The sequence below is a fragment of the Clostridium sp. genome (assembly GCF_051656525.1).
GTDB lineage: Bacteria > Bacillota > Clostridia > Clostridiales > Clostridiaceae > Clostridium.
In genome coordinates this window covers 1-21343 of record NZ_JBOGCC010000093.1, presented here as the reverse complement: position 1 = coordinate 21343, position 21343 = coordinate 1, and the positions used below count along the sequence as shown (strand labels likewise).

Below are 21343 nucleotides of genomic sequence, written 5' to 3'. Positions count from 1 at the left end.
GTATTGTGACTAAAAGACAAAAATTAAATAAAAGTAGGTTAAAACTTAGGTTTTTCAAAGTATTAACTGGTGGAAGTTGGAATAATGACACACAAGCAGGACTACTTGGAGAGCTAAAAAGAATTGATGAATACTTTGGAAGTAAAACTAAAGATGAAATAAGAGAAATAGTAGCTAGAAATAGTGTAAAATAAGGAGGTAATATGGAAAGATTTTTAACTAAAAAATGTGCAGAATCAACAAAAATAAAGGCACTAGATACACTAAAATGGATTGAGAAAATATCAAAAAAAGGAATAGACGACAATGTACACTTCTTTCCACACATCAAATGTAGTGGGTGTGGACTTGGTGGGATAAATGAGAGGGTTTTAAAATACTTACATGAGTCTGTGGACACCAAAGAATTTTCTAAATATTTAATTGAGCAAGGTGGGAGAGAGCTTGAAATAGAGTTTGTAGTTTATGCAAATAGGAAAACTGTTAGAATCGTAGATATAGTTCAAAGCAAAATAAATGATATTCATCATAAATGGGCGAAGCAAAATAAAAATCTTATCGATAAATACAATCACTTGCATGTAAGTACTGTTGTGAATATTTTGAACGCTATGGGATACGAAGACATGGATTCAATGATGTCCAACTGGAATTTTATACCAGAATGGTCGACGTCAACTCAAAGCCCAGAATGTATTAGAAATTTAATATTGGATTTTGCATCTTGGAATGGAGATTTATTAAGAGCAAATGGATATAATTAAGGAGGAAATATGAAGGTAAAAGAGTTAATTGAGAAATTACTGTTAGAAAACCAAGAGCAAGAGGTTTTTGCTTGTAGTGAGAATGGAGAGTGGACTCCAATCAAATATGTACACAAATGTGATTCTGATGAGTATTGTTGCGATGAGGATTGTGTAGTCTTATCAGAATACTCATATGTTGGAGCGTGATTATATGGAATTTAATGAATTCGTAAATACATACAGAGATGCCATTAAAGAAATTGCTATTAAAAATGAATTAGAAATGGAATATGAGATTAGCTATGGTAAAGATTGGAAACAAAGTTTTCTAAAAAGAGATATGTTTGAGATGGAGTATAATGAAAAGTTGAGAAGATTATATGAAGTTAAAAATGAAGATTTAGATATATCATCTGAATTTATTAAAAAGCATAACATAGAGGTGTAATTATGGCCAAAAAAGTCAAAGAAGAATGTAATTTTTTCTTAGCAAATTTAAAGAAAAAGAAAGTCAAAAACTCGCCTTTTGTGTATGTGTTAAAAGATAAGAGTGGTAAAAAGTATGCAAAGATATATGAATTAACTAAAACTATAGAGTATGAGGAATGTGAAAGCTATTATTTGGACATAATTAGAGAACTGTTCTTTGACTACGAGGAGGTACAATGAAAATAAGATTTTTAGGATATGGTGGAGCATTCGACGACACCACAAACTCTTGTGCGTACTTTGAGTATGCTGAGGAATTATACTTAATAGATTGTGGTGAAAACACCTTTTCTGCAATAAAGAAATTACTAGACGAGAAGGTTTATAAAAGAGTTAATGTTTTAATAACTCACACTCATGCAGACCATGTAAATGGATTGTCAACGCTATCTCACTATTTATATTACATTAAAAAGATACCTTTGGATATAAAAGTACATGAAGATTTAGTATATAGCATAGAAAGACTTATGGAAATAAATGGAAATGACAAATGTCAATACAATTTATGGAAACTTAATTCTCAGAATATAATTTCTAATGACTATGGTAATTTCTTCTTTGGATATGTGAGAACAAAGCATGTTTCAAACCTAGATTGTTTTGGAATATTGTTTAGACATGAAAATGATGTTATATATTTTAGTGGAGACTCTTTTGATGTTCCAGATGAAATAAAAATGAGGATGACAGATTCGTATATAGCAAAATTAACTCATTATTATCAAGATATATCTTTAGCTCATTATGAAGGAAATGTGCATATGTCAAAGCAAGTATTTGATGAAAAACTAATACCTGTGTTGGCTACAACTAATATAAAGGTTTATTTCTACCATAATAATAAATATAAAGGATATAGAGTTTATTAATAAAATTCCAATTTTATATAAATAATGCTTGACAAAAACAATAATATGTAGTATACTCAATATACAAGGTGCTAGACATCCACATTAAAAGGTCTAGGTTTTTAGGAGGAAGTAATGAATAGATTTAAAAATTTAGAAAAATTTTTTGGATATACAAAAGCTCTAGACGTATTTAAAGAGTTGCTTGAGTTAGAAACTAAATTAGAAAGATTAGAATATGCGTTTATGAACAATAATAATGTATCGAAAGAGAATGGTGTTATATCAATTCCAACAAAAAGTGATTTAGTTATTGCCAAATTAAATCTTTTAGAATCGAAACAAAAGTATTGTACAATAGAAGGAATAGATGAAAAAATACAAGAGTTAAGAAGTTATATCGAAGAAAATAGAATTACAACATGTGGCGTAACTTCTGATTCTGCAACACCAATAAAACACCCTCAGCTACTTAATATAATACATACAAAATACAGAGACATTGGAAAAGATGAGTTTCGTGCAAAATTCGTATTAGAAAATAACACAGAATTACTTGGCAAAATAAATGAAATTGCGAAAATTAAAGACATTCCAGAACTTTTAAGCTTGAGTTTTACTGATTATGAAAAGAATGCAGAAGTAATAACAGTAGTTGTAACTGACTCAGAAATAAGAGATGTTGAGGTTGGGTTTATGACAAACCATGAATACAATGCTAAAAATATGATTAAATAAACTTAGAGCCATTCGTGGCTCTTTTTATTTTTATTAAACTTTTATAAAATAAATCTTGACAAAAACCAAAATGTGCGATATACTTATCTTGTAACAAACGCACAAGGAGAACACAAGAGTGAGTAGGTATAAAAACAAATGTAAAAATTGTGTCTATTATGATAATTTAAGAAGATTTTGTATAAGACACTTAATAACAATCCACAATAGAATTAGTGGGTGTGATAAAAAGAAGGAGGAAGAGGATGAATAATTACCACAAATTTATAGGATTTTACAAAGTAAATGGTGAAACAAAAGCTGTTTGCTTTGAAAAACTTACACGTATGTACAAAACTTTGATTACTAAAAAAGGTGTATTGAAAGATAAGAAAACAGGAGAAAAGATTGAAACTTTTAATGGAATGATATGGCAGTATGTAAATGAAGATGAATTGGAGGTAATTTTTAATGACTAAAGAGGTTTTAATGTATCTAATTGCAAAAGGCATAGCGTACGCTCATGTAAGAGAAAAAGAAAGTGGTAGGTTGTTCAACGTTAAAATATCCAAAACAGTATATGACATAGATTTTAAGGTTAAAGCTAATATAGTTATGAATCAGACTAGAGAGTTGTCTGAGAAAACATTAGAACACTGGAATGACGACATTTGGTATTTTGACGACTTATTATCAATAGCAAAAGATAATACATTTTGGGATGTAAAGTTTTCACACGAGCCAACTTACGAAGAAGCATATATTTTAGTTTGTCCTAAGCATACAAAATTAGATAATGGTAAATGGTTGTTATGGGGAGAAGATGAAGGTGGATATACATTTAGAGTAGATGAATGTGGGTTGTATTATGAAGACTGGATAAAAAGACAAAGTCGTTATGAAATAATAGATGAATCCAATTGCGCAGATGTTAGAACAGAATTAAATAAAACATTATTCTACGATGGTAGAAGAAAAGATAATGGTAGGTACGAAGGAACGAGCTTTGCTATAAAATATAAAGATATGGAAAGATTATTGCACTATCCAATGTGTAAATCATTTTCATTCTAAAGGAGGAAGTATGGTAATTTGGACTAAAAGATTTGTGGAATCTAAAAATCCACATTGTGAGTGGTTGCATGAATATAAGTACAATAAAATGATTTTAAAAATTATGAAGCTAAAGAAGATTGAGAAGTACTGTTATTGGCTAGAAATTGAAATGCCAAATGGTCAAGTAATGTATAATTCTGTAAACAAAATATTCTTTGATGACAAAAAGTATATTGACGAGATTAAAAGATTCTATGAGGTGAATGTATGAGTTTGTTGAGAGTAAAATCAAAACAGAGTGAATCTTCATATTATGGTATAAGAATGTATCATATATTCAAAAACTTGGATACACATACCAAATTAAGAGAATTAAACATAAGCATACGTAGTTTTGCTAAACGTGGATATGCTATGGCATCTTTGGTGGACAGTCATAAATTAGAATCTGTACAAGAAAAAGTATTGTTTAATTCAATATTTTGTAAAACGACGCATAAAGAAATTTATTTATTGTATAAAAGTTATTTGGACAGAGGTTTTAATAAGAAAGAGGCATACGACAAAATGGTGTACGAATCTCTAATAATGGCAGTTAATAAGGCTAAAAAAGAATTTGCAGAACAATGCGAAAGGTATGAAATTGATATTGACATAGTATTTGGAAAATAAGGAGGAATTAAATGGCGTTTGCGTATTCTTATAATGATGAAGAGTATAATGAAGGAGGTTTTAAAACTATAGAAGAGACATTAGAACAAGCTTTGGAAGATAGTGATACAGAAGATTTAGTTAGAGATGGTTATATATTTGTTTACGTTGGGAAAGAGCAACCCTATACAGATAACGGCTCTGATATATATTGGAGAATGATAGAGCATTTTCAAGAAATGGCACATAGTGAAAGCGAATATTGCAATAAAGACTATTTGGAAAATATAAAAGATGACGACAGAGAATGGCTAGAAGAGAGATTAGATAATCTGTGGGATGAATTTAAAAATAGAATTAAGGAGAGTTCACCGTTTTACAATGTCATTGGTGTGAATAAGTATAAAATATGTATAGATGGAACTTATGAAGAAGTAGAATATGAACAAGAATAGGAGGAGTTATGGGTTTAAAATCAGCAAAAGAATCTAGAGAGATGGTAGTCAAAGTCTATGATGAACATAGGCACAAAATGGTGATTTATCATCCAAATTTACACGTAATGATTGACGAAGCATCTGCAAAAGGTGGAAGACATATAGTATATTTTAACAAAGGTTTATCCACGTTAGATATGGATGTTTTAAGATGGTTGGATTATAACGTGGAAGATATGAAAAATGGAGCTTTTAGAATAAGTTGGTAGTAAATAAATTTACATTTAAAAATCAAATCGTGATTTTATCATCAAATTAGAGCAGATATTCTGCTCTTTTTATTTTAAAATAAAGTAATAAAAAACTTGACAAATATTGGTTTATGAATTATAATAATATCATAAAGTAAATGGAGGTATGATTATGGTAGTAGATATGTACGATTCAAGTGGAATAGGTGGAAGATTCAAGGGTTTTGCAGGTGCAAGACCAGAGCCTAAAAATATAGATATAAAAACAAAGCCATTTTATGTTTATAAAAAAAAAGAAAAATGGGAAAATATATAAAGTTTTAATTCAACCAAAAAAATAAAATAGGAGGATAGTTTATGAAAAAAGTAATATTTGAATATTTGCCATTAAAGGAAGCAGAGGAAATCTCGAAAGATATTGAAATTTTAGATACAGAAAACGGGTATTGCAGAATATTAGACTTGTTTGACGGTGAATCATATTGGCTAAAAGGCGTTGATATAGAAGCTAAGAACGATAAAAAGTATAAAAGAGGACTTGACGTAATGGTTAAAGTTTCATTCAAAGATGGTAAAACTTATATCGACAATGAACTCATAACCAATATGAGGAGTAATTTTGAAGATGGAGTTGAGGCTTTAGATAAAGTTTTGTGGAGAAAATATTTATGCCTTGTTATGTTAAATATAAAAATAGCTCAAGACAAAGAATTTATTGTATCTGAAAAAGAATTAAAAGTGTCTATTAAACCTAGTAAATATAAATACAACCCTAATAAACCTACGATAATATCAAATATATCTTATGTCAAAAAGGAATCTCAAGGCAGACATTATGAAAAACAGGCTGATAATTGGCTAGTTAGAAGTCATTATAGAGTTAGAAATGGAGTTAAATATTTAGTAAAAGGTTATGAAAAGATGTTCTTAAATAAATAATAAAATAATTCTTGACAGTTTTTCAAATTAATGTTATCATTAAGTATAGACAAAACAAAGGAGGAAATTAAAAATGGTATGTAGAATTTGCCAAAATATAAGACAAAATAAATATGGCTCTATCTATTGTAAATTAAGTAATAAGTACGTTGGAATTAATCAAGAGTGCAATATACATGGGTTTGAAATGGACCCCTTTGTTAAGTCTATATTAAAAGAGATGGAGGAAGAAAATGGTAATAGTTGACAAGTTGTATGTACTAAACGTTTCATATGAAACTATTGATAAAGAGGAAGAGTATACTCATATAACTGAAGTTAGTTTTGACAAAGAAATACTAAAAGGTAGAATTGAAAATCTAAAGGATAAGTTCTATGGTGTTAAAGCTAAAATAGAAGAATATCCAATAAATAGTTTAATAGAAAATAGCATTATTTTGCAGAAAATTCAAGAAAAATAAATATAAGAGTGGGTTTGTCCCACTCTTTACAAGGAGGCATATTATGAAAAAGTTTTTAATTATGTTGTTTAGAAGGTTTGTATATTGTGACCATGAAATAAAACATCTAGGAAACGTCTATGGTGATAACATAACATATTTCAATTGTAGAAGTCATTTTCAGTGTGAAAAGTGTGGTAAAATATTTAGGTCTGAATATTTATATGAAATAAAAAAGTAGGTATTAAAATATAGATTTTATCGACAAAAAGGAGTTGAAGATAATGAAAAATACTTCTTACGAAGAGGCAACAAATATTATAGGCAAGACATTGGAAAATTTGTCAAACAATGACAGATTAAAATTAGCAACTGCAATAATTCAATGTGCGTCTGAATTAGAGGATAGTGAATATTTTTGCATGAAACAACAAGATGGAGAGGTGGAGGCTGTTATGCTAACTGGAGAGTCAGCAAAACATATCGCTAAATATGTAGAAAATAATAAGCTTGTAAAAACTGGTGCATTGAAATGAGGAAACTAAAATGTATAGACAATAAAGATGTAGAACATTTCTTAACACTAGGTAAAATATATGAAGAGCAAATCTACTCATATGACTACTTTCTAACAGAACGGTTATTTAGGGTTTGTGGTGGGTGGTTTTTAAAGAGTAGATTTGAGATAATAGAGGAGGATTAGCAGATGAGTGGAAAATATAGAAACAATGTTGTATATATGTTTACAAAACCACAACCTATATTTGTGAATGGAACAGATTTAATAAAAGGCGTTGTGGTTGCTAGAAGAGACTTTTGTAACAATAAAAAAGTTAGTGCAAAAGATGCTTTAATTGAGCTAAAAGAAAATGCTTTAAATTTAAAGAAAGAATTTGGTGTTCCAGCTAGTGTTGTGTATAAAGAGCCAAGAAAAGATTTTGTTTGGCAAGAGCGACGTTGGGATTACGAAGAATTTTGCTTGTCAACTCTTTTAAAAGATGAAGATAATATTTACACACAAAGAGTTTGGTTTTTTGAATTAGAAGAATATGTAGAAGTGTTAGATTAAAATGGAGGTTTTATCGTGAAAGAAGTAAGAAGTTTTAAAGATTTTGAAGGTTTAGAAACAAATGAGCACTATATAGAGTTAAAAACATTACATGGAGACTGTATTATATCAGCAAATGTACGTAAAAAGTCAAACAAGTCTAGAATACTATACTTATCTACTCATACGTTTTACTTAGGAACAAGTGAATATTACGAGAAAACTCTTAACGAGCTAGGGTTTGATGTTAAAATAATAGGATTTTAGGAGGGGTAATTATGATGTTAAAAGATTCAACTAAAGAACAAATATATGAATATATAAACAAATTGCATGACGAACACAGAGCGTTGAGACACAATGTGTTTGACTTGTTGCCAAATTATAAAGATTTAGATGAATATATCTGCAAAACTATTTACATTAACGAGTTTGTGAGAGATGAAGTAAAACAAAAACATGTGTGGGAATCTAGGGCTATCGGCTTTATTGCATACTATATGTCTGATTCAGAATTGCTAATTAAAAGAATATATGTAGAGCCAAATTATAGAAAAAAGAACCATGCCAAAGATGCAATTTGTAATTTAATAGAAGAATCTGATAATTATTTAGAGAATTTATACTTTCACGCTAAAACATATACATTTTATGGTTTTAAATTATTTGAAAGCTTTGGGTTGAAAGTTGATAGTATTGACAAAAATGGTGCTATCTATATGGAGAGGTGTTAATTATGAAAAATATTAAATGCTTATTAGGTTTTCATAAAAACTTAGAGTATATAGGAATAGGTAAAAGACAAAGTAGTTATTCAATTTGGATGTCAGATATTTATATAATGTATTTGTGTCCTAGATGTGAGAAAATTATATATCAACTTGAATCAAAAGATGTATATAAATCTACTATTCCTAGTACAAGCGAAGTGTTGCAAGATTGGTATATAAAGAAATATGGAAGAAAAAATAAATTAGAGATGATGGAATAATAAAATAAACATTTCATCAATTTAAAAGGAGTAAAATATGAATACACAAGAGATAGAATATGCACTTACAGAACACTTTTTCTTGAAAGAAAAGATAGTCGCCACTGGAATAACTAAAAGCAGTGGCATAGTTTCTCATGAATGTGATTTGTTGACAGTAAACAAAAATATGTTTATCACAGAATACGAGATTAAAATTAGCCTATCTGATGTTAAAGCAGATTTAAAAAAGAAGCACGGCCATAGCTGTAATAATATATGTAGAACATTCTTTGTATTACCATCGGATTTAGTCGAAAAGGCTATGTCATTTATTCCAGATAAATTTGGAGTTATAAGTGTGAGAAGAAGTGAGATTGTGATTGACAGAGAGAAGAATGTATACACATATGAGCATGGATATAGATTAGACTACATTAGACAGCCTAAAAGAAACAAAGAGGCGAGACCTATAACAATAGATGATTTATTAACTTTGTATAGACTCGAAAATATGAGAAAACGTAGGTACATGAAAAATCTACTTCAAAAAGAAGGTAAAATTTACCAATATATCAAAAAATATGATTATTAAAAACAGAGATATTAATTTATTTCTGTTTTTTTATTAAAAAAAATCTTGACAAATAAACTGTTTGAGTGTATACTATGTGTATAACGATTACAGGAGGAATTAAATGTTTAAAGTAGGAGATAGAGTTATTATTAAATCTATGACAGACGAAGAGTTTGACAAATTTGACCTAGAATTTGGTTGGAGAGATGAAATGGATTTCTACTACCACAATAGTTGCGTTGGTAAGATTATAAAAATAATAAAAACTGGAGATGAATTTAATATTCGTATTAGATTTGTTGATGGTGTGGCTTACTGGTTTTCAGACTACGCCATAGAAAAGTTTGAATACGATAAAAATTTACTACATACAACAAAAACATGTCCAACTTGTAAGTTTTATAAAGATGGAGATTGCATTAAAACTGGCTTTAGAGTTTTGCAAAACACTGTGTGTAAGTATAATACTATAAATTAAAAGGAGGATTTTATTGTCAAAATATTACATACGACTCAAAACTAAGTCAAACGAATTTGTATTAGGTTATAAATTTAGTAAAACAAAACGCTCTTTTATAAAAATATCTAGGTACGGAGAAGGTGTATTTACATATAAAACCGAAGAAGCTTATCTTGAAGAGTGGAGATTAAAAAGAAAAATATTTGATTTCACAAACGATTTTGATCGGAGTCTTAAAAACACAAAGTTAAAAGAATTTATAGTTAGTATGCTAAAACCATTTGCTAAAAAGCATGGATTAAAATTAAAAATAAGTAAATTGAAATAAAGGAGGAATGGTGAAAAAGAAAATTAATGACAAAAAAGATATTATGCAAAAAACATTAGAATTAAATGATAAAATAGCATTAGGATGGAAAGACCTAAGAATGTTATTAGACACTAGTAATGAAGATGAAATTAAGGAAATGGAAAAGTATTTAAATTCTGTTTCAGACGAACTTAATAGAGTTTCAAGAGAGTTAAAACGCTATTGTGAAAAAGATAGAAATGTAAAAAAGGAAAATAAAAACCTAGCATTGTTTGAAATAGGTGATAGGGTGTATAGTGAAGAATATGGATATGGAGTTGTTATTAATAAAAATGGATATCACACCAATCCTATGTGTGTTGACTTTGGACACGATGTATGTTCTTATACAGAAGACGGAAGATATTTCCACTTCGATTTTAGTCCATGTGTTTATAATATATGTAAAGTAAAGTAGTGAATAAAGGAGGAATTATGTTTAAATATTTTAAATTTTCAATAGGATTAGCAGTGTTTATATGCTTGATATGCTCTGTAATTATTGGTGTTATAGACGTATGGAATAAAAATTATACAGTATGTGGATTTATAGCAGTTTCGCTTACAACTACCACAATACTTATGTTTAGTGCTTATTGTTTATTTTACACATTAGATTGTATGACTAAATTTATTAAAAAATAAAGGAGGATTAAAATGTTAACATTATTACTAGCGTTTATCAACGCTAAATATAAAGCAGATTTCGCTTTTCTATTCTTATTTACATTTATACTTGATGCAGAGATTATAAGTGTGGTGTCTCAATTATTAATCAAAGGAGGAAAGTAATGTCCACAAAAGATGTATTGGCCATAATAGATTTTATGAATGAGAATGAGATTTGGTATCTAGAAACAGAGTATTTAATATTTGACTTTAATGATTACGAACACTTAAGATTATATAAATATTACAGACACGATAGATGTGTGACTAAAGAGTTGTATATTGATGTTGGAAATATAGAAGATTTTAAAAGAGATGCAGAAGTATTTATGGAAAATATTTATTAAAGGAGGAGGTATGAGAAAAGAAATAGTAATTGGATTTATCGTAATGATAGTTCTGATGATTGGAGTTTTGTTTGGTAGTATAGATATAATTAATGGCAAGGAAACCATGTTGGCTGGACTTTGTTATGGAGCACTTATTGGAATTGGAGTTGTGACTGGTATATCAATATTATTTTACTTGATTCATAGTTTGTTTTTATTTGTAGACTTTATTACAAAATTATAAAAACTAAGGAGGGGTTGTTGTGGGTATTTTAGTTCATAGAGCAGAGCGACAGCAAATAAACAAAGGACATCCAATGTTTAATACAATAAGAGATTATTGTATTAAATCTAATAATATGTATAATTACGCATTATATGTTGTTAGACAAGAGTTTATAAATAATGGTAAATATTTAAATTACCATGATACACAAAAGCTACTAAAAACATCACAACCATACAAAGACTTAATGTCACAAGCTAGTCAATGTGTATTGCAAGTATTAGACAGAAGTTGGAAGTCTTATTTTGTGGCTATAAAAGATTGGCAGAAAAATCCAAGCAAGTATTTGGGAATGCCTAAGTTACCAAAATACAGAGATAAAGGCAAACCTTTTACTTGGTTTATAAAGAATAATCAAGCGTTTATAGAAGATGGAGTTTTAAAATTTAAATTAAAATGCTTAGGAGGGATGAATGGAAAAGGTATAAAGACGAAAGTAGAAGGAAGGTTGATTTCGATAAGATTTGTACCACAAAATGATTATTTTACGTTGGAGATTATTTACGAAAAACATATAAATAATGAGATTTTTGAAAATAATAGGGTGTGTTCTATTGATTTAGGAGTTAATAACTTTGCAACTTTGTCAAACAATGTTGGTTTAAAACCTTTGATTGTTAATGGCAAAGGAGTTAAATCTATAAATCAGTATTACAACAAACAGTTGAGTAAAATAAAAAGTGAAGTAATGAAAAGAAATAATAAACATTGGTGTAATAAAGCAAATGTATTGAATAAAAAGAGATATAACAGAATACATAACTTCACTCACAATGCAAGTAGATTTGTGATTAATTATTGCATAGAAAATAACATAAATACACTAGTTGTTGGACTAAATGAAAAATGGAAACAAAAATGTAATATAGGAGATAAAAATAATCAAAATTTCATATTTATTCCATATAACAAATTTATACAACAATTAGAATATAAATGTCAAGATGTAGGAATAAGGTTTATAACTACAAATGAAAGTTATACAAGTGGAACATCATTTTTAGACAACGAAGAACCTGTAAAAGAAAATTATAATAAAAATAGAAGAGTTTTCAGAGGGTTATTTAAATCTGAAAATGGATTAATAAATTCAGATGTAAATGGAAGTTTGCAAATAATGAAAAAGGTATTCCCAAATGCTTTTAGCTATGGGATAGTGGGTAATCTAACCCCATTGGTTATAAATGTCTGTAAGACATGATTTACCAAAAATCTCAATGAGAATAGATTTGCCATTTTATTAGCTAAAAATCAAAGAATTATGCTCAAACAACAGTAAAAACTAAGCATAGTTCGTAAAAACGGGAGGTATTTCAGTGTTAAACGTAATTTTATTTATACTTATAGGGTTGGTAATAGCCAAAACCATTTTAGACGTTTGTAAGCTCATATATGACACCTATATAGTGCCAAAGCTAGAAAAAGTATTAGTTAGCAGAATTAAAAAGTTTGCGATTAAAAATTTTGAAAGAATAGATGGAGATGATATATTAACTCCAACAAAAGGATATCGTAACAACAAGTGTCATTGGAATAGCTATCATAAGATGATTGAACAACCGTTTAGATATAAAATGTATGCAGTATTGTGTATAGATTCTGGAAGCACAGTAGTGCACTTTATAAATAAAGATATTATCACGGGAAAATATTTAGATGAAACACTAGGTGTTATGGGAACTATATATTATAGCTACTACATAATTGGAGAGTGTGAATTTACAACTGCAAAATATGGAATATATTCTACAAACATGGATAACAAATTGTGCGAGTTAAAAGAATGGTTTATTAGGAAAATGTTTAAGCATAAGTTTGTAGCAGACAGATATATAGGATTGCAAAATCAGCATGGGTTTATTTAAAACCTGTGCTTTTTTTATTTTAAATTATTTTAATAAAAAGATTGACATATTTTACAACTTATGATACTATGAATTATAGAAATAACAAAGGAGGAAATATATATGATTAAAATATTCGACTTACACCCACATTACAACTTCTTGTGGGATATAAAACAAATGAGGGGTGGAAAAGAGCCAGTAGACTTAGACAAAATATTTAATGGTGTTCACTCTATAATAGACTCATATGACAACGAAGTTGAAGAGTTAGAGAATAAGACTTTTGAATATGATTCTCTAGATGATATGATGATAGAGTTGTATGAAAAAATTATGTTCAGATTAAAACACGCCAAAGAACTTGACATTGGATTTGAAATTTACAAAGAAAAATTTAACCCAAATTTCATTCAAGGACTATTAATCAGTGAAGATGGAGTGGAAGTATTAGATAATGATGAATGCGTATATAATATTCCTAGTGTTGTGTTCTCAGAAAATTGGAAAGAAGAATTTTCAAAATTAAAAGATAAAAAAGATGAGTTGGTTAAAATTGAAAAAGAAAGAGAAGCTGAACGCAATCGTATATTAAATAGTGATGAATATAAAGAATATATAAAATTAAAAGAAAAGATTGACAAAGCTTTAGAATCGTGTTAATATGTGTGATTTAATTAAAGATAAATTTAAGGAGGACAAATAATATGAAAATAAGTGAGTTAGAATTTGCTTTAAAATTATTTAGAGAAAAGAATGGAGATTTAGATGTGTGTATCGAAAAGAAAAAGAATGAATTTAACGACATTCAAGAGCTATTCACATGTAAATTTGAAGATTCTGATAGCGAAACATTCATAGTTTTAAGCGATATCAAGCTTTAAAATAGGTATTTCATTAATAAAAAAGGAGTGACGAAATGAACAATTGGAAATATTGCTTTGAAAATAACGAACAAGTATCTTTATTCGAGGAGGCTTTTGATAACAAATTGTTATCAGATTCAATAAAATTTGACATAGTTTGTACTTTTATAAGCATGAAAATGGAGATTAGAAAAGATGTGATTCTGTACTTCGTAAATAAGATGTTAGAAAACAAACATATTAAATGTTGCGATGGTGTACTTCCTAGTTTAAAATATTTTATACCAGCTCTTGGAGTTCAATATGAACAACTTTCGAATGGAGCAAAAATAGATATGTTGTTGAAGCATATAAGTTTTTTATGCACCTTACAAAAAGAAACTGGGAGGTCGTATGATTATTGTGCATGTAAAATAAAAAGAATGATAGTAGAAGAATTTGATAATAAATTTTAGTTAGAGGACTTTTTAGTCCTCTTTTTATTTCCTAAAAATAAAGTTATAAAAATTTATATAAAAAGCTTGACAAAATTTATATTTGGGTGTATTATACCTATATAAAATAAAAAGCAAATCGGAGGATATATGACAAATTTAGAAATCGAATTAAGAAATAGATTAATACAACTTGGAGAGAACGCAAGTTATTCTGAAACAGCAGAAATAGTTAAGCATTTAGAATTAGAAATTAAAAATAGAACTTCAATATTAGATTCCACTTATTCCACAATCACAATTAGAGTATTTGACAACGATAACTATTCTTCTCACAAATTAGAATTGATTAAGAAGCTAGGGTTTGATGACATCGAATATCATTCAGCGTTAAAGTGTCATATTTGCATTAGAAGACATGGTGTCGGAGTGGTTAATGAGTGTTCACACATTGTTAAAAAGTTAATCGAAAAAGAAGTTGGTAGAATAGATGTGTCTACTTGGAACACTATTCATAATGGACACGCAGATATTATATTCCACAATGATAAGATTAAGCAAGTAAATTGTTCATCGCACATCAATGTAGAGTATATGAATGAAATTGGGAAAGCTTTTGGAGTTGATTTATTAAAAATAAAGGAGGCATTACAATGAGACCGTATTTCAGTAATTATAAAGGTAAAGTAACAAAATTCAGAATAGTGGAAGTATATGAAGGAAATGAAGAGTATGATGTTTTACACCTTCAAAACATGGAGAATCTAAGCGTGACAAAATTAGCTAGTAATAACGTTCATTGTGCGAAGGGTGAGATGATGCTTGTGGGTGATACAATTGTAAAACAATATTCAAGAGAAGGCTTTGGAGCGTACTCTAGATATTTTGGAGCGTATACTTCTCAAGGCAACACTGCATATGTAGATGTCAGTAGTTATGATAGATATAATGAAAAGAACCCAGAGAAGAAGTATGTGTCTTGGATAATAATAGCTGTATTTGTTTTTATAGCATATTTGATAGCAAGTCAATAGGAGGTTGTAATGAATTATTCTTTAAAACAAATCAAAAATCATTATTTGGTTAAAAGTGTAGAAGTTAGAAGAGATGTCGCAAAGACTTACAAAATTACTCTAAAATGTGGTGAGGTAATAGAAGAAATGTACCTCAGAGATGTTTCTTTAATCCTAAGGGTTTTAGAAATGGCAGATAAATAACAGTATACCTTATAGTTTAAAAATTTTCAATAAATTATTTTAAATAAATCTTGACAACAAATTGGATGTGTGATAATATAACTATATAAAGATAAAACAAATTCGGGAGGTAGTAAAAATGAAAAAATTAATAATGGTAGCTTTAATAACTTTAGTGGGAACAAATGTAATGGCAGAAGAATATAAATACGAGTGCAAAGGGTCGTATAGAGAATGTAAGAGACAATCGATGTTATATACTGAACTTACAATAGCTGGGTTAAATTCTATAAGTGAAAATATAGATAAAGACAAATTTGTGCCTAAAAACAAAGTTAATGTGTTAATGATGCTTTCTACCATGTCTTCTGGAATTGAGGCTCACATTATAGACAAACATGATGATGATATGAGTCCAATAGAAAGACTTACTCATCTTTCAAATAAAAATTTTGCAGATAGAACTTTAAAACTAAAAGAAGCTCTAGAAAAAGTTTCTAAATAGGAGGTAGAAAATGATAGTAGCAATGTTGGGTTTAATAATTATATTTTACATAGTTGGTTTCATAGGTTTAACGCTACTATCTGTAGTGGGAATGTTAATCGACTGGTGGCCTATTTGGGCTACAATAACAGTTGTGGTTATTGCATTAAGACACATTAACAAAGGGGATAATTAGAATATGAATATATGTGAAGTAGAAAAACAAATGGCAGAGTTAAGAGCAAAGCATAGAGCTAACGGGTCTAGTCATACGCTAGACCCAAACTATCAAGCTTTGGTGATTAAAAGAAATAAGTTAAATAAACTTAATAAAAAGGAAGAAATATTCAAAGCGAAGTTAAGAGACCTAATTTATGCAAATAATTCCAAAACTTCTGGTAAAATGAGCATGAAAGACATGGTTTGTATGGCAAAAATGGTATAAAATAAGCAAAAATACTAGAAAAATGGACAAAAATTGGCAATAAAACACGTATTTTATTAAGGAGGAAAAATGATTAGAAAAATAAGTAAAAATGACATAAAAGAAGTTTTGTATCATAGAGGAAGTTTAACTGTATATTTAAAAGAAAACGACGAATGTATAGTTATAAGTTTTGACAATCAATTTATATACAATAGTAATAAAAGGTTTTATTCAAAACTTATTGTTGATAAATTTGAAATTGAAAAACCAAGTTTTAACAACATAATGGAAGTTGAATTTTTCTTTGAAGAATTTAGAGTGAAATTTTAAAATAGGAGGATGTCGTGAATAAACAAGAATTTTTAGATGCGATGAAAGAAATGGAAAAAGTATATGGATTGCCAGAAATACTTAGATATAAAGGTTGGGAAGTAGACCATTATAGAGGTGTAGCAAGTATTTATGGATTTGAAGTGAATGAAAATAGGTTTGAAATAGTTTTAAATTTTCACAAATCTACTTTACGTATGTCTGAAAGCTATGGAGATATTCTTAGTAGAAAGTACGTAGGTTGCCATTTTGACAGAGAATTAATTAAAGATTACGATAAGTTTTTAGAATTTTTATACGAACAAGTTAAACCACTTTTAAAAAAATAATATAATCGGAGGAAATAAATGAAAAACATTGAGAAAGTAATACAACTAGTAGGTGCAGAATCTTCTACAAATGGTAAAATAGAGATATTAAATATCAATAAAGACAATGAGGTATTACAGGAGGTTTTGTATTACACATATAATCCAGAGATGAAATATAAACTCACAACAGCTCAACTTAGAAAGAAATCAGATGGTAGAACATCTAAGTGGAATGACATATTTAATATGCTAGATGAACTATCTGAGTCAAATATTAATGATGAATTGAGAGCAGAAGTATTGGCATTTTTAGATGAAAGAGATGATTTAAGAGAGTTTTATACAAGAATGATTTGTAAAGATTTTAAAATTGGAGTGAAAGTTAAGACTGTAAATAAGGTGTGGGATAAATTAATACCTACTTTTGAAGTGCAAAAGCCAGAGGCTAATGCTAAATTAAAACTTAAACCCAATGAACTATTTATGCTACAACTAAAAGAGAATGGCTCTCGTGGTATTTACTACAGACATGACATGAAAACTAGACAAAATAAAGAACACTTTTGGATGAATCATATAGTTGACCAAATCGAATCTGTATTTGGAAAGGAATATGTGGTAGATGGTGAGCTTATTTGTAGGCTAGAAGATGGTATGACAGACAATCAACGTCTTAGAAAAACTATATCAATCCTTAATGCTAAAGACTATTCTGACGATAAACTTAAAATAGAGTTCAAAATATTTGACATAATCTCTAGAGAAGAGTTTGAATCAGAGAGTTTTAAAAGTAAATATATATCTGATAGAATGCCATTGTTGAAATCTTTTGAGGATAAAATCAACAATACAACTCACTTATCTATATGTGACATAATGTATGTTGGTACTGACCAATCTGAAATTCAAAAGAATTTAGATATCGTTGACTCTAAAGGTTTAGAAGGGTTATGTTTATACAAAGATGCTTTATATAAAAAAGGTAAAACTACAAATGTTATAAAAGTTAAAACTTTTATGTATGTAGATTTACCAATTAAAGGTTGGTTTTTAGGCGAAGTAGGAAGTAAACTTGAAGGTTGTTTTGGTGGATTTATTGTTGACTACAAAGGATATGATTTAAGAGTTGGTGGAGGATTCACAGACGAAGATAGAGAATTATTTGGAGCTGACCCAGAGCATTACGTAGGAAGAATTATAGAGGTTAAAGCCAAAGGTGAGTCAAAAAACGAGAGAGGAGGTCTTTCTCTTCAATTCCCAGTCTACCAGATACTAAGAGATGAAGATAAAGAGGTAAATTATGAGTCATAATGAGCGACATGATATAAATAAAAGCCTTGTTTTATACAAGCAAGGCGAAATAGATTTAAATACACTTTTAGAGCATTGTACAATTCCATTGAAGGATTCTATCTATCGTAAAATGGGTACTATGAGAGAAGATTGGCTTCAAGAGGCTTATATTGTAACTATGAAGTGTATAGAAGAGTACAACCCTAGGGTTCATAAACATTCATTTGTAACTCACTTGTACAATCGTGTACAATGGAAGATTATGAGATATTCGTGGGAAGATAAACTTATAAGAAAACCTGTGCATTTATTTGAGAAGAACATAGATAGGACTAGCTTTTCTATTTGCACATGGGAACACAAATCTAAGAATAGTTCATCTGGAAGATGGAATGTATTGGATTTAATTAGTAGTGACAACTCTATATTTGATGTTGAAAATAAAGTAGTGGTTGAAAATATGTTTAAAAAATTAAGAGGGAAGCAAATGGAGTTTATAAACCTATATTATTTCTATGGATATTCTTATCAAGAAATAGCAGACAAATATAATTGCTCTTTTCAAAATGTGGCTCTAACTATATCAGCAGGTTTAAAAAGGATGTCTAACGTCAATATAAAGCCTACTTTTAAAAAGATAAGGGTTACTAAAATTCCCGTTGAAATAGTCAATAAAATACTTGAAAGTGGCAAGTCTGCAAAGGAGTTATCTGCTGAATTTGGAATATCTGTTCCAACTATATATTCACTTAAATCTAGCAATGTAATATGTATTTAAAGGGAGGTTAAAACCTCTCTTTTTTTATTTTAAAAAAGTTATAAAAATTTTTAAAAATATCTTGACAGAATTTTACTTACATGTTATTATACTTGTATAAAGATAAATCAAACAAAGGAGGAAGAAATGAAAAAGCCAGTAGAGTTAGCATATGAATACTATATGAAACATGAAAACACCTCTAAATATGATGCTTGTAAGATGTTTGGAATAGATGGTTCTTATCTTACTCAATACATAAAAAGAAAGGGGTTAGAGGACAAAGGAATTAGGTTTTCTGGAAGACCAAAAGGTGAACCTAAACCATATATACCTAAGTCTAAACTTGCATACGACATGCTAGTAGAAGGCAAGAGTCAAGAGGAAATATATCGAAAAACTAAATACACTTTATTTACAATAAAAAAATATGCACAAAAGCACGGACTAGAATTTCCAAGCGTAGAATACGCAACGAGGAATAGAAATACAAACCATGCAGACGTGACAAAACAAGCTTACGAGTGGAGAATTGAAACAGGGGAAACTTACAAAGAGGCTTCTGAAAAGTTCGGTATTTCTGAGGGTTCTATAAAAATGTATAGCAGAAAAATAAAAAAATTAAAAAATAAATAAAAAAAAGCTTGACATTTTTTCTATTATGATATATACTTAATTCATAACAGAAAGGACATACAACCAAATACCTTCGAACTATCGAAGAAGCCAAAGGGGGCAGAGTAATTTGAAAGAAAACAAGAAGAGTTTAGAAGAATCCATTATGGAGGCTTTGAAAAAATGTGGTGTCGATGTAGACACAATTTGTGAATCTGAAAAGAATTTTATATCTAGTGCTCTTAATTATAAAAAAGAAGAGCACATGTCCAAAGAGGAAGAGATAGACTCTCTTAAAAAATAGAGAGTCCTCTTCTAAAAGAGGAGGAAATCTATTATGTTAACAATATTAAAAAGATATGAAGGAGCAAAGCCAGACTTAGATATTACAAAACACTATTCAGAAAGAGAAAAGGACAGAAATGTTAAAGCAAAGAAGAACAAAATACATGATATGTTTATAGTTGAAAAGGATAGTATAATACAACTACACATCATACTTACAGATGCAACAATCGTTATTGCAGATTTAGAGCATGGGACTGTTGTTACTACATTAAACGCTAGAGCACAACAAATTAAAAGATATTACAAAGCCATAAACGATTTTGCACCAAAATTTCTACTTGAATCGGCAGATAAAAATGAAGCTATGAACTTACATTTATTATAAAAAATATGGGGTATGTATATCATACAATAATAGTTTTAAAAGTAGGGCTTCATCCTACTAATTCGATGTAGCAGAGGCTACAACAGGAGGAATGAAAATGAAAAACGTAAAAATGGTAACACCAAAAGGGGAAGCAATAATAAACTTCACAGACGACCTTAAATTCGCCCAAATGGGTGGAATTAGAGAAGGGTTTAAAAAGAGTGTAATTTCAACTTTAGTTAAGAAAACAGAGGAATTTTCCAACATAACACTAAAAGAGAAATACGACAATCTATACTATGTAAACTTGGAACTATTAATCACGAACTTCTTTGCACACCAATCAGAAATTGTACAATCAATGGAAAATGAGGGGCGTGAGCGTGCAATCTCCCAAGTTGTACTACTTGCAAACGAACTAAAGGAGTCAATAGAAAAGGGTTTAACAGTAATGGACTTGGACTCAATCCAACTCACTCTCCCACCCGATGACCACGAATTTGACGAAATCGACAACATGATACAATACCTTACTCGTATAAAATCCAAGCTAACAAACTCAGAGTCAATCATGCAAGACAAACTTTTCAAAGCCATGAAGCTCATAGAGTCAGCAGATGGAAGGTACACAGAACTAGAATCCCAATATCAAGCACAGGCTGTAATATTAAGTAAACAATCAATAGAGCTCGAAAAACTAAAAAAGGAGAATAAGCACCTTGCATCGGAAAACGAAAAGAAATCACAAGCAAATCCGAAGGAAATCTCAGCACTACTTACTCAAATAGAGAAATCAGAGGCTAAATATGAGGAGTTGAAGAATATAAACCTAGATCTTGCAAAAGAGAATAGTAATCTTAAACAAG

The 21343-nt window shown here is 29.2% G+C and carries 52 protein-coding genes; all 52 read left to right on the top strand.

What is annotated here, in order from left to right; genetic code table 11:
• Nucleotides 1–5 precede the first annotated feature (5 nt).
• Nucleotides 6–194 carry a hypothetical protein gene (locus tag ACRDDY_RS03510; protein ID WP_438563584.1) on the top strand — a complete coding sequence of 63 codons (189 nt, stop codon included), beginning with the start codon at nucleotides 6–8 and terminating at the stop codon, nucleotides 192–194.
• A gap of 9 nt (nucleotides 195–203) precedes the next feature.
• Nucleotides 204–764: a hypothetical protein gene (locus ACRDDY_RS03505; RefSeq protein ID WP_438563583.1), complete on the top strand. Its 561-nt coding sequence runs from the start codon at nucleotides 204–206 to the stop codon at nucleotides 762–764.
• A 9-nt stretch (nucleotides 765–773) separates the two neighbouring features.
• Nucleotides 774–953: a hypothetical protein gene (locus tag ACRDDY_RS03500; RefSeq protein WP_438563582.1), complete on the top strand. Its 180-nt coding sequence runs from the start codon at nucleotides 774–776 to the stop codon at nucleotides 951–953.
• Between the two features lie 4 nt (nucleotides 954–957).
• A complete protein-coding gene (locus tag ACRDDY_RS03495) occupies nucleotides 958–1194 on the top strand; it encodes a hypothetical protein (protein ID WP_438563581.1) in 237 nt (78 codons plus the stop codon).
• Nucleotides 1195–1196: 2 nt separating this feature from the next.
• Complete coding sequence (locus tag ACRDDY_RS03490; RefSeq protein ID WP_438563580.1) at nucleotides 1197–1415, top strand: hypothetical protein; 219 nt, start codon at nucleotides 1197–1199, stop codon at nucleotides 1413–1415.
• A complete protein-coding gene (locus tag ACRDDY_RS03485; protein WP_438563579.1) occupies nucleotides 1412–2107 on the top strand; it encodes an MBL fold metallo-hydrolase in 696 nt (231 codons plus the stop codon). The genes ACRDDY_RS03490 and ACRDDY_RS03485 overlap by 4 nt, the downstream gene beginning before the upstream one ends.
• Nucleotides 2108–2221: 114 nt before the next feature.
• A complete protein-coding gene (locus ACRDDY_RS03480; RefSeq protein ID WP_438563578.1) occupies nucleotides 2222–2824 on the top strand; it encodes a hypothetical protein in 603 nt (200 codons plus the stop codon).
• 118 nt (nucleotides 2825–2942) lie between these two features.
• Complete coding sequence (locus tag ACRDDY_RS03475; protein WP_438563577.1) at nucleotides 2943–3077, top strand: hypothetical protein; 135 nt, start codon at nucleotides 2943–2945, stop codon at nucleotides 3075–3077.
• Nucleotides 3070–3282: a hypothetical protein gene (locus tag ACRDDY_RS03470; RefSeq protein WP_438563576.1), complete on the top strand. Its 213-nt coding sequence runs from the start codon at nucleotides 3070–3072 to the stop codon at nucleotides 3280–3282. Before ACRDDY_RS03475 ends, ACRDDY_RS03470 begins: the two co-directional genes overlap by 8 nt.
• The gene (locus tag ACRDDY_RS03465; RefSeq protein ID WP_438563575.1) at nucleotides 3275–3877 is read left to right on the top strand and encodes a hypothetical protein; all 603 of its coding nucleotides are present in this window, start codon (nucleotides 3275–3277) and stop codon (nucleotides 3875–3877) included. Before ACRDDY_RS03470 ends, ACRDDY_RS03465 begins: the two co-directional genes overlap by 8 nt.
• Before the next feature lie 10 nt (nucleotides 3878–3887).
• A complete protein-coding gene (locus ACRDDY_RS03460) occupies nucleotides 3888–4130 on the top strand; it encodes a hypothetical protein (protein WP_438563574.1) in 243 nt (80 codons plus the stop codon).
• A 143-nt stretch (nucleotides 4131–4273) separates the two neighbouring features.
• A complete protein-coding gene (locus ACRDDY_RS03455; protein WP_438563573.1) occupies nucleotides 4274–4531 on the top strand; it encodes a hypothetical protein in 258 nt (85 codons plus the stop codon).
• An 11-nt stretch (nucleotides 4532–4542) separates the two neighbouring features.
• The gene (locus tag ACRDDY_RS03450) at nucleotides 4543–4965 is read left to right on the top strand and encodes a hypothetical protein (protein ID WP_438563572.1); all 423 of its coding nucleotides are present in this window, start codon (nucleotides 4543–4545) and stop codon (nucleotides 4963–4965) included.
• An 8-nt stretch (nucleotides 4966–4973) separates the two neighbouring features.
• On the top strand, nucleotides 4974–5216 hold the full coding sequence (locus tag ACRDDY_RS03445) for a hypothetical protein (protein ID WP_438563571.1): 243 nt from the start codon (nucleotides 4974–4976) through the stop codon (nucleotides 5214–5216).
• A gap of 154 nt (nucleotides 5217–5370) precedes the next feature.
• Entirely contained in the window at nucleotides 5371–5514 is a 144-nt protein-coding gene (locus ACRDDY_RS03440) for a hypothetical protein (RefSeq protein ID WP_438563570.1), read from the top strand.
• A gap of 41 nt (nucleotides 5515–5555) precedes the next feature.
• Complete coding sequence (locus ACRDDY_RS03435) at nucleotides 5556–6137, top strand: hypothetical protein (protein ID WP_438563569.1); 582 nt, start codon at nucleotides 5556–5558, stop codon at nucleotides 6135–6137.
• Between the two features lie 73 nt (nucleotides 6138–6210).
• Nucleotides 6211–6384 carry a hypothetical protein gene (locus ACRDDY_RS03430; RefSeq protein ID WP_438563568.1) on the top strand — a complete coding sequence of 58 codons (174 nt, stop codon included), beginning with the start codon at nucleotides 6211–6213 and terminating at the stop codon, nucleotides 6382–6384.
• A complete protein-coding gene (locus ACRDDY_RS03425) occupies nucleotides 6371–6598 on the top strand; it encodes a hypothetical protein (RefSeq protein ID WP_438563567.1) in 228 nt (75 codons plus the stop codon). The genes ACRDDY_RS03430 and ACRDDY_RS03425 overlap by 14 nt, the downstream gene beginning before the upstream one ends.
• A 43-nt stretch (nucleotides 6599–6641) precedes the next feature.
• Nucleotides 6642–6818 (top strand): hypothetical protein, encoded by a 177-nt coding sequence (locus ACRDDY_RS03420; RefSeq protein WP_438563566.1) that lies wholly within the window; start codon nucleotides 6642–6644, stop codon nucleotides 6816–6818.
• A gap of 43 nt (nucleotides 6819–6861) precedes the next feature.
• Complete coding sequence (locus ACRDDY_RS03415) at nucleotides 6862–7113, top strand: hypothetical protein (protein ID WP_438563565.1); 252 nt, start codon at nucleotides 6862–6864, stop codon at nucleotides 7111–7113.
• The gene (locus tag ACRDDY_RS03410; protein ID WP_438563564.1) at nucleotides 7110–7280 is read left to right on the top strand and encodes a hypothetical protein; all 171 of its coding nucleotides are present in this window, start codon (nucleotides 7110–7112) and stop codon (nucleotides 7278–7280) included. Before ACRDDY_RS03415 ends, ACRDDY_RS03410 begins: the two co-directional genes overlap by 4 nt.
• Nucleotides 7281–7283: 3 nt before the next feature.
• On the top strand, nucleotides 7284–7646 hold the full coding sequence (locus ACRDDY_RS03405; RefSeq protein ID WP_438563563.1) for a hypothetical protein: 363 nt from the start codon (nucleotides 7284–7286) through the stop codon (nucleotides 7644–7646).
• Nucleotides 7647–7661: 15 nt separating this feature from the next.
• Nucleotides 7662–7892, top strand: a complete 231-nt coding sequence (locus ACRDDY_RS03400; protein WP_438563562.1) for a hypothetical protein — start codon at nucleotides 7662–7664, stop codon at nucleotides 7890–7892.
• An 11-nt stretch (nucleotides 7893–7903) separates the two neighbouring features.
• Complete coding sequence (locus ACRDDY_RS03395; RefSeq protein WP_438563561.1) at nucleotides 7904–8359, top strand: hypothetical protein; 456 nt, start codon at nucleotides 7904–7906, stop codon at nucleotides 8357–8359.
• Nucleotides 8360–8361: 2 nt separating this feature from the next.
• Entirely contained in the window at nucleotides 8362–8616 is a 255-nt protein-coding gene (locus ACRDDY_RS03390; RefSeq protein WP_438563560.1) for a hypothetical protein, read from the top strand.
• A 37-nt stretch (nucleotides 8617–8653) separates the two neighbouring features.
• Entirely contained in the window at nucleotides 8654–9190 is a 537-nt protein-coding gene (locus ACRDDY_RS03385) for a hypothetical protein (RefSeq protein ID WP_438563559.1), read from the top strand.
• 103 nt (nucleotides 9191–9293) lie between these two features.
• Complete coding sequence (locus ACRDDY_RS03380) at nucleotides 9294–9650, top strand: hypothetical protein (protein ID WP_438563558.1); 357 nt, start codon at nucleotides 9294–9296, stop codon at nucleotides 9648–9650.
• Between the two features lie 13 nt (nucleotides 9651–9663).
• Entirely contained in the window at nucleotides 9664–9960 is a 297-nt protein-coding gene (locus ACRDDY_RS03375) for a hypothetical protein (RefSeq protein WP_438563557.1), read from the top strand.
• A gap of 10 nt (nucleotides 9961–9970) precedes the next feature.
• Nucleotides 9971–10399: a hypothetical protein gene (locus tag ACRDDY_RS03370; RefSeq protein WP_438563556.1), complete on the top strand. Its 429-nt coding sequence runs from the start codon at nucleotides 9971–9973 to the stop codon at nucleotides 10397–10399.
• A gap of 17 nt (nucleotides 10400–10416) precedes the next feature.
• Nucleotides 10417–10626 (top strand): hypothetical protein, encoded by a 210-nt coding sequence (locus tag ACRDDY_RS03365; protein WP_438563555.1) that lies wholly within the window; start codon nucleotides 10417–10419, stop codon nucleotides 10624–10626.
• 12 nt (nucleotides 10627–10638) lie between these two features.
• Nucleotides 10639–10773, top strand: coding sequence for a hypothetical protein (locus ACRDDY_RS03360; protein WP_438563554.1), 135 nt, complete (start codon nucleotides 10639–10641; stop codon nucleotides 10771–10773).
• Nucleotides 10773–10997 carry a hypothetical protein gene (locus ACRDDY_RS03355; protein ID WP_438563553.1) on the top strand — a complete coding sequence of 75 codons (225 nt, stop codon included), beginning with the start codon at nucleotides 10773–10775 and terminating at the stop codon, nucleotides 10995–10997. The genes ACRDDY_RS03360 and ACRDDY_RS03355 overlap by 1 nt, the downstream gene beginning before the upstream one ends.
• Nucleotides 10966–11223 (top strand): hypothetical protein, encoded by a 258-nt coding sequence (locus tag ACRDDY_RS03350; RefSeq protein ID WP_438563552.1) that lies wholly within the window; start codon nucleotides 10966–10968, stop codon nucleotides 11221–11223. The genes ACRDDY_RS03355 and ACRDDY_RS03350 overlap by 32 nt, the downstream gene beginning before the upstream one ends.
• A gap of 19 nt (nucleotides 11224–11242) precedes the next feature.
• On the top strand, nucleotides 11243–12466 hold the full coding sequence (locus tag ACRDDY_RS03345; protein WP_438563551.1) for an RNA-guided endonuclease InsQ/TnpB family protein: 1224 nt from the start codon (nucleotides 11243–11245) through the stop codon (nucleotides 12464–12466).
• 115 nt (nucleotides 12467–12581) lie between these two features.
• The gene (locus tag ACRDDY_RS03340) at nucleotides 12582–13130 is read left to right on the top strand and encodes a hypothetical protein (protein ID WP_438563550.1); all 549 of its coding nucleotides are present in this window, start codon (nucleotides 12582–12584) and stop codon (nucleotides 13128–13130) included.
• Nucleotides 13131–13232: 102 nt separating this feature from the next.
• The gene (locus ACRDDY_RS03335) at nucleotides 13233–13772 is read left to right on the top strand and encodes a hypothetical protein (RefSeq protein ID WP_438563549.1); all 540 of its coding nucleotides are present in this window, start codon (nucleotides 13233–13235) and stop codon (nucleotides 13770–13772) included.
• Nucleotides 13773–13816: 44 nt separating this feature from the next.
• Complete coding sequence (locus ACRDDY_RS03330) at nucleotides 13817–13993, top strand: hypothetical protein (RefSeq protein ID WP_438563548.1); 177 nt, start codon at nucleotides 13817–13819, stop codon at nucleotides 13991–13993.
• Between the two features lie 35 nt (nucleotides 13994–14028).
• Nucleotides 14029–14430, top strand: a complete 402-nt coding sequence (locus tag ACRDDY_RS03325; protein WP_438563547.1) for a hypothetical protein — start codon at nucleotides 14029–14031, stop codon at nucleotides 14428–14430.
• Between the two features lie 129 nt (nucleotides 14431–14559).
• Complete coding sequence (locus ACRDDY_RS03320) at nucleotides 14560–15066, top strand: hypothetical protein (protein ID WP_438563546.1); 507 nt, start codon at nucleotides 14560–14562, stop codon at nucleotides 15064–15066.
• Entirely contained in the window at nucleotides 15063–15443 is a 381-nt protein-coding gene (locus ACRDDY_RS03315) for a hypothetical protein (RefSeq protein WP_438563545.1), read from the top strand. The genes ACRDDY_RS03320 and ACRDDY_RS03315 overlap by 4 nt, the downstream gene beginning before the upstream one ends.
• Before the next feature lie 9 nt (nucleotides 15444–15452).
• Nucleotides 15453–15626 carry a hypothetical protein gene (locus ACRDDY_RS03310; RefSeq protein ID WP_438563544.1) on the top strand — a complete coding sequence of 58 codons (174 nt, stop codon included), beginning with the start codon at nucleotides 15453–15455 and terminating at the stop codon, nucleotides 15624–15626.
• A 118-nt stretch (nucleotides 15627–15744) separates the two neighbouring features.
• Nucleotides 15745–16110 (top strand): hypothetical protein, encoded by a 366-nt coding sequence (locus ACRDDY_RS03305; protein ID WP_438563543.1) that lies wholly within the window; start codon nucleotides 15745–15747, stop codon nucleotides 16108–16110.
• A gap of 10 nt (nucleotides 16111–16120) precedes the next feature.
• Nucleotides 16121–16285: a hypothetical protein gene (locus tag ACRDDY_RS03300; protein ID WP_438563542.1), complete on the top strand. Its 165-nt coding sequence runs from the start codon at nucleotides 16121–16123 to the stop codon at nucleotides 16283–16285.
• 3 nt (nucleotides 16286–16288) lie between these two features.
• On the top strand, nucleotides 16289–16534 hold the full coding sequence (locus tag ACRDDY_RS03295) for a hypothetical protein (RefSeq protein WP_438563541.1): 246 nt from the start codon (nucleotides 16289–16291) through the stop codon (nucleotides 16532–16534).
• Between the two features lie 69 nt (nucleotides 16535–16603).
• Nucleotides 16604–16846, top strand: a complete 243-nt coding sequence (locus tag ACRDDY_RS03290) for a hypothetical protein (RefSeq protein ID WP_438563540.1) — start codon at nucleotides 16604–16606, stop codon at nucleotides 16844–16846.
• A 14-nt stretch (nucleotides 16847–16860) separates the two neighbouring features.
• Nucleotides 16861–17175, top strand: a complete 315-nt coding sequence (locus ACRDDY_RS03285) for a hypothetical protein (RefSeq protein ID WP_438563539.1) — start codon at nucleotides 16861–16863, stop codon at nucleotides 17173–17175.
• A gap of 18 nt (nucleotides 17176–17193) precedes the next feature.
• Nucleotides 17194–18468, top strand: coding sequence for a hypothetical protein (locus ACRDDY_RS03280; protein ID WP_438563538.1), 1275 nt, complete (start codon nucleotides 17194–17196; stop codon nucleotides 18466–18468).
• Nucleotides 18458–19228 (top strand): sigma-70 family RNA polymerase sigma factor, encoded by a 771-nt coding sequence (locus ACRDDY_RS03275; RefSeq protein WP_438563537.1) that lies wholly within the window; start codon nucleotides 18458–18460, stop codon nucleotides 19226–19228. Before ACRDDY_RS03280 ends, ACRDDY_RS03275 begins: the two co-directional genes overlap by 11 nt.
• Nucleotides 19229–19354: 126 nt before the next feature.
• Nucleotides 19355–19843, top strand: coding sequence for a hypothetical protein (locus ACRDDY_RS03270; protein WP_438563536.1), 489 nt, complete (start codon nucleotides 19355–19357; stop codon nucleotides 19841–19843).
• A gap of 109 nt (nucleotides 19844–19952) precedes the next feature.
• Nucleotides 19953–20126 carry a hypothetical protein gene (locus ACRDDY_RS03265; RefSeq protein WP_438563535.1) on the top strand — a complete coding sequence of 58 codons (174 nt, stop codon included), beginning with the start codon at nucleotides 19953–19955 and terminating at the stop codon, nucleotides 20124–20126.
• A 33-nt stretch (nucleotides 20127–20159) separates the two neighbouring features.
• Nucleotides 20160–20495 (top strand): hypothetical protein, encoded by a 336-nt coding sequence (locus ACRDDY_RS03260; protein WP_438563534.1) that lies wholly within the window; start codon nucleotides 20160–20162, stop codon nucleotides 20493–20495.
• Nucleotides 20496–20592: 97 nt separating this feature from the next.
• The coding region (locus ACRDDY_RS03255; protein ID WP_438563533.1) for a hypothetical protein at nucleotides 20593–21343 on the top strand (751 nt) is incomplete at its 3' end.

What these genes read in the sequence shown, in the direction of transcription:
- ACRDDY_RS03430 (WP_438563568.1), top strand. Translation starts at nt 6,211, where the DNA reads ATGGTATGTAGAATTTGCCAAAATATAAGACAAAATAAATATGGCTCT.
- ACRDDY_RS03315 (WP_438563545.1), top strand. Translation starts at nt 15,063, where the DNA reads ATGAGACCGTATTTCAGTAATTATAAAGGTAAAGTAACAAAATTCAGA.
- ACRDDY_RS03320 (WP_438563546.1), top strand. Translation starts at nt 14,560, where the DNA reads ATGACAAATTTAGAAATCGAATTAAGAAATAGATTAATACAACTTGGA.
- ACRDDY_RS03380 (WP_438563558.1), top strand. Translation starts at nt 9,294, where the DNA reads ATGTTTAAAGTAGGAGATAGAGTTATTATTAAATCTATGACAGACGAA.
- ACRDDY_RS03295 (WP_438563541.1), top strand. Translation starts at nt 16,289, where the DNA reads ATGAATATATGTGAAGTAGAAAAACAAATGGCAGAGTTAAGAGCAAAG.
- ACRDDY_RS03505 (WP_438563583.1), top strand. Translation starts at nt 204, where the DNA reads ATGGAAAGATTTTTAACTAAAAAATGTGCAGAATCAACAAAAATAAAG.
- ACRDDY_RS03425 (WP_438563567.1), top strand. Translation starts at nt 6,371, where the DNA reads ATGGTAATAGTTGACAAGTTGTATGTACTAAACGTTTCATATGAAACT.
- ACRDDY_RS03310 (WP_438563544.1), top strand. Translation starts at nt 15,453, where the DNA reads ATGAATTATTCTTTAAAACAAATCAAAAATCATTATTTGGTTAAAAGT.
- ACRDDY_RS03500 (WP_438563582.1), top strand. Translation starts at nt 774, where the DNA reads ATGAAGGTAAAAGAGTTAATTGAGAAATTACTGTTAGAAAACCAAGAG.
- ACRDDY_RS03260 (WP_438563534.1), top strand. Translation starts at nt 20,160, where the DNA reads ATGTTAACAATATTAAAAAGATATGAAGGAGCAAAGCCAGACTTAGAT.
- ACRDDY_RS03420 (WP_438563566.1), top strand. Translation starts at nt 6,642, where the DNA reads ATGAAAAAGTTTTTAATTATGTTGTTTAGAAGGTTTGTATATTGTGAC.
- ACRDDY_RS03440 (WP_438563570.1), top strand. Translation starts at nt 5,371, where the DNA reads ATGGTAGTAGATATGTACGATTCAAGTGGAATAGGTGGAAGATTCAAG.
- ACRDDY_RS03390 (WP_438563560.1), top strand. Translation starts at nt 8,362, where the DNA reads ATGAAAAATATTAAATGCTTATTAGGTTTTCATAAAAACTTAGAGTAT.
- ACRDDY_RS03470 (WP_438563576.1), top strand. Translation starts at nt 3,070, where the DNA reads ATGAATAATTACCACAAATTTATAGGATTTTACAAAGTAAATGGTGAA.
- ACRDDY_RS03445 (WP_438563571.1), top strand. Translation starts at nt 4,974, where the DNA reads ATGGGTTTAAAATCAGCAAAAGAATCTAGAGAGATGGTAGTCAAAGTC.
- ACRDDY_RS03455 (WP_438563573.1), top strand. Translation starts at nt 4,274, where the DNA reads ATGGCATCTTTGGTGGACAGTCATAAATTAGAATCTGTACAAGAAAAA.
- ACRDDY_RS03410 (WP_438563564.1), top strand. Translation starts at nt 7,110, where the DNA reads ATGAGGAAACTAAAATGTATAGACAATAAAGATGTAGAACATTTCTTA.
- ACRDDY_RS03405 (WP_438563563.1), top strand. Translation starts at nt 7,284, where the DNA reads ATGAGTGGAAAATATAGAAACAATGTTGTATATATGTTTACAAAACCA.
- ACRDDY_RS03275 (WP_438563537.1), top strand. Translation starts at nt 18,458, where the DNA reads ATGAGTCATAATGAGCGACATGATATAAATAAAAGCCTTGTTTTATAC.
- ACRDDY_RS03290 (WP_438563540.1), top strand. Translation starts at nt 16,604, where the DNA reads ATGATTAGAAAAATAAGTAAAAATGACATAAAAGAAGTTTTGTATCAT.
- ACRDDY_RS03495 (WP_438563581.1), top strand. Translation starts at nt 958, where the DNA reads ATGGAATTTAATGAATTCGTAAATACATACAGAGATGCCATTAAAGAA.
- ACRDDY_RS03435 (WP_438563569.1), top strand. Translation starts at nt 5,556, where the DNA reads ATGAAAAAAGTAATATTTGAATATTTGCCATTAAAGGAAGCAGAGGAA.
- ACRDDY_RS03280 (WP_438563538.1), top strand. Translation starts at nt 17,194, where the DNA reads ATGAAAAACATTGAGAAAGTAATACAACTAGTAGGTGCAGAATCTTCT.
- ACRDDY_RS03305 (WP_438563543.1), top strand. Translation starts at nt 15,745, where the DNA reads ATGAAAAAATTAATAATGGTAGCTTTAATAACTTTAGTGGGAACAAAT.
- ACRDDY_RS03360 (WP_438563554.1), top strand. Translation starts at nt 10,639, where the DNA reads ATGTTAACATTATTACTAGCGTTTATCAACGCTAAATATAAAGCAGAT.
- ACRDDY_RS03415 (WP_438563565.1), top strand. Translation starts at nt 6,862, where the DNA reads ATGAAAAATACTTCTTACGAAGAGGCAACAAATATTATAGGCAAGACA.
- ACRDDY_RS03460 (WP_438563574.1), top strand. Translation starts at nt 3,888, where the DNA reads ATGGTAATTTGGACTAAAAGATTTGTGGAATCTAAAAATCCACATTGT.
- ACRDDY_RS03270 (WP_438563536.1), top strand. Translation starts at nt 19,355, where the DNA reads ATGAAAAAGCCAGTAGAGTTAGCATATGAATACTATATGAAACATGAA.
- ACRDDY_RS03355 (WP_438563553.1), top strand. Translation starts at nt 10,773, where the DNA reads ATGTCCACAAAAGATGTATTGGCCATAATAGATTTTATGAATGAGAAT.
- ACRDDY_RS03385 (WP_438563559.1), top strand. Translation starts at nt 8,654, where the DNA reads ATGAATACACAAGAGATAGAATATGCACTTACAGAACACTTTTTCTTG.
- ACRDDY_RS03330 (WP_438563548.1), top strand. Translation starts at nt 13,817, where the DNA reads ATGAAAATAAGTGAGTTAGAATTTGCTTTAAAATTATTTAGAGAAAAG.
- ACRDDY_RS03350 (WP_438563552.1), top strand. Translation starts at nt 10,966, where the DNA reads ATGCAGAAGTATTTATGGAAAATATTTATTAAAGGAGGAGGTATGAGA.
- ACRDDY_RS03365 (WP_438563555.1), top strand. Translation starts at nt 10,417, where the DNA reads ATGTTTAAATATTTTAAATTTTCAATAGGATTAGCAGTGTTTATATGC.
- ACRDDY_RS03465 (WP_438563575.1), top strand. Translation starts at nt 3,275, where the DNA reads ATGACTAAAGAGGTTTTAATGTATCTAATTGCAAAAGGCATAGCGTAC.
- ACRDDY_RS03490 (WP_438563580.1), top strand. Translation starts at nt 1,197, where the DNA reads ATGGCCAAAAAAGTCAAAGAAGAATGTAATTTTTTCTTAGCAAATTTA.
- ACRDDY_RS03485 (WP_438563579.1), top strand. Translation starts at nt 1,412, where the DNA reads ATGAAAATAAGATTTTTAGGATATGGTGGAGCATTCGACGACACCACA.
- ACRDDY_RS03480 (WP_438563578.1), top strand. Translation starts at nt 2,222, where the DNA reads ATGAATAGATTTAAAAATTTAGAAAAATTTTTTGGATATACAAAAGCT.
- ACRDDY_RS03395 (WP_438563561.1), top strand. Translation starts at nt 7,904, where the DNA reads ATGATGTTAAAAGATTCAACTAAAGAACAAATATATGAATATATAAAC.
- ACRDDY_RS03450 (WP_438563572.1), top strand. Translation starts at nt 4,543, where the DNA reads ATGGCGTTTGCGTATTCTTATAATGATGAAGAGTATAATGAAGGAGGT.
- ACRDDY_RS03325 (WP_438563547.1), top strand. Translation starts at nt 14,029, where the DNA reads ATGAACAATTGGAAATATTGCTTTGAAAATAACGAACAAGTATCTTTA.
- ACRDDY_RS03300 (WP_438563542.1), top strand. Translation starts at nt 16,121, where the DNA reads ATGATAGTAGCAATGTTGGGTTTAATAATTATATTTTACATAGTTGGT.
- ACRDDY_RS03335 (WP_438563549.1), top strand. Translation starts at nt 13,233, where the DNA reads ATGATTAAAATATTCGACTTACACCCACATTACAACTTCTTGTGGGAT.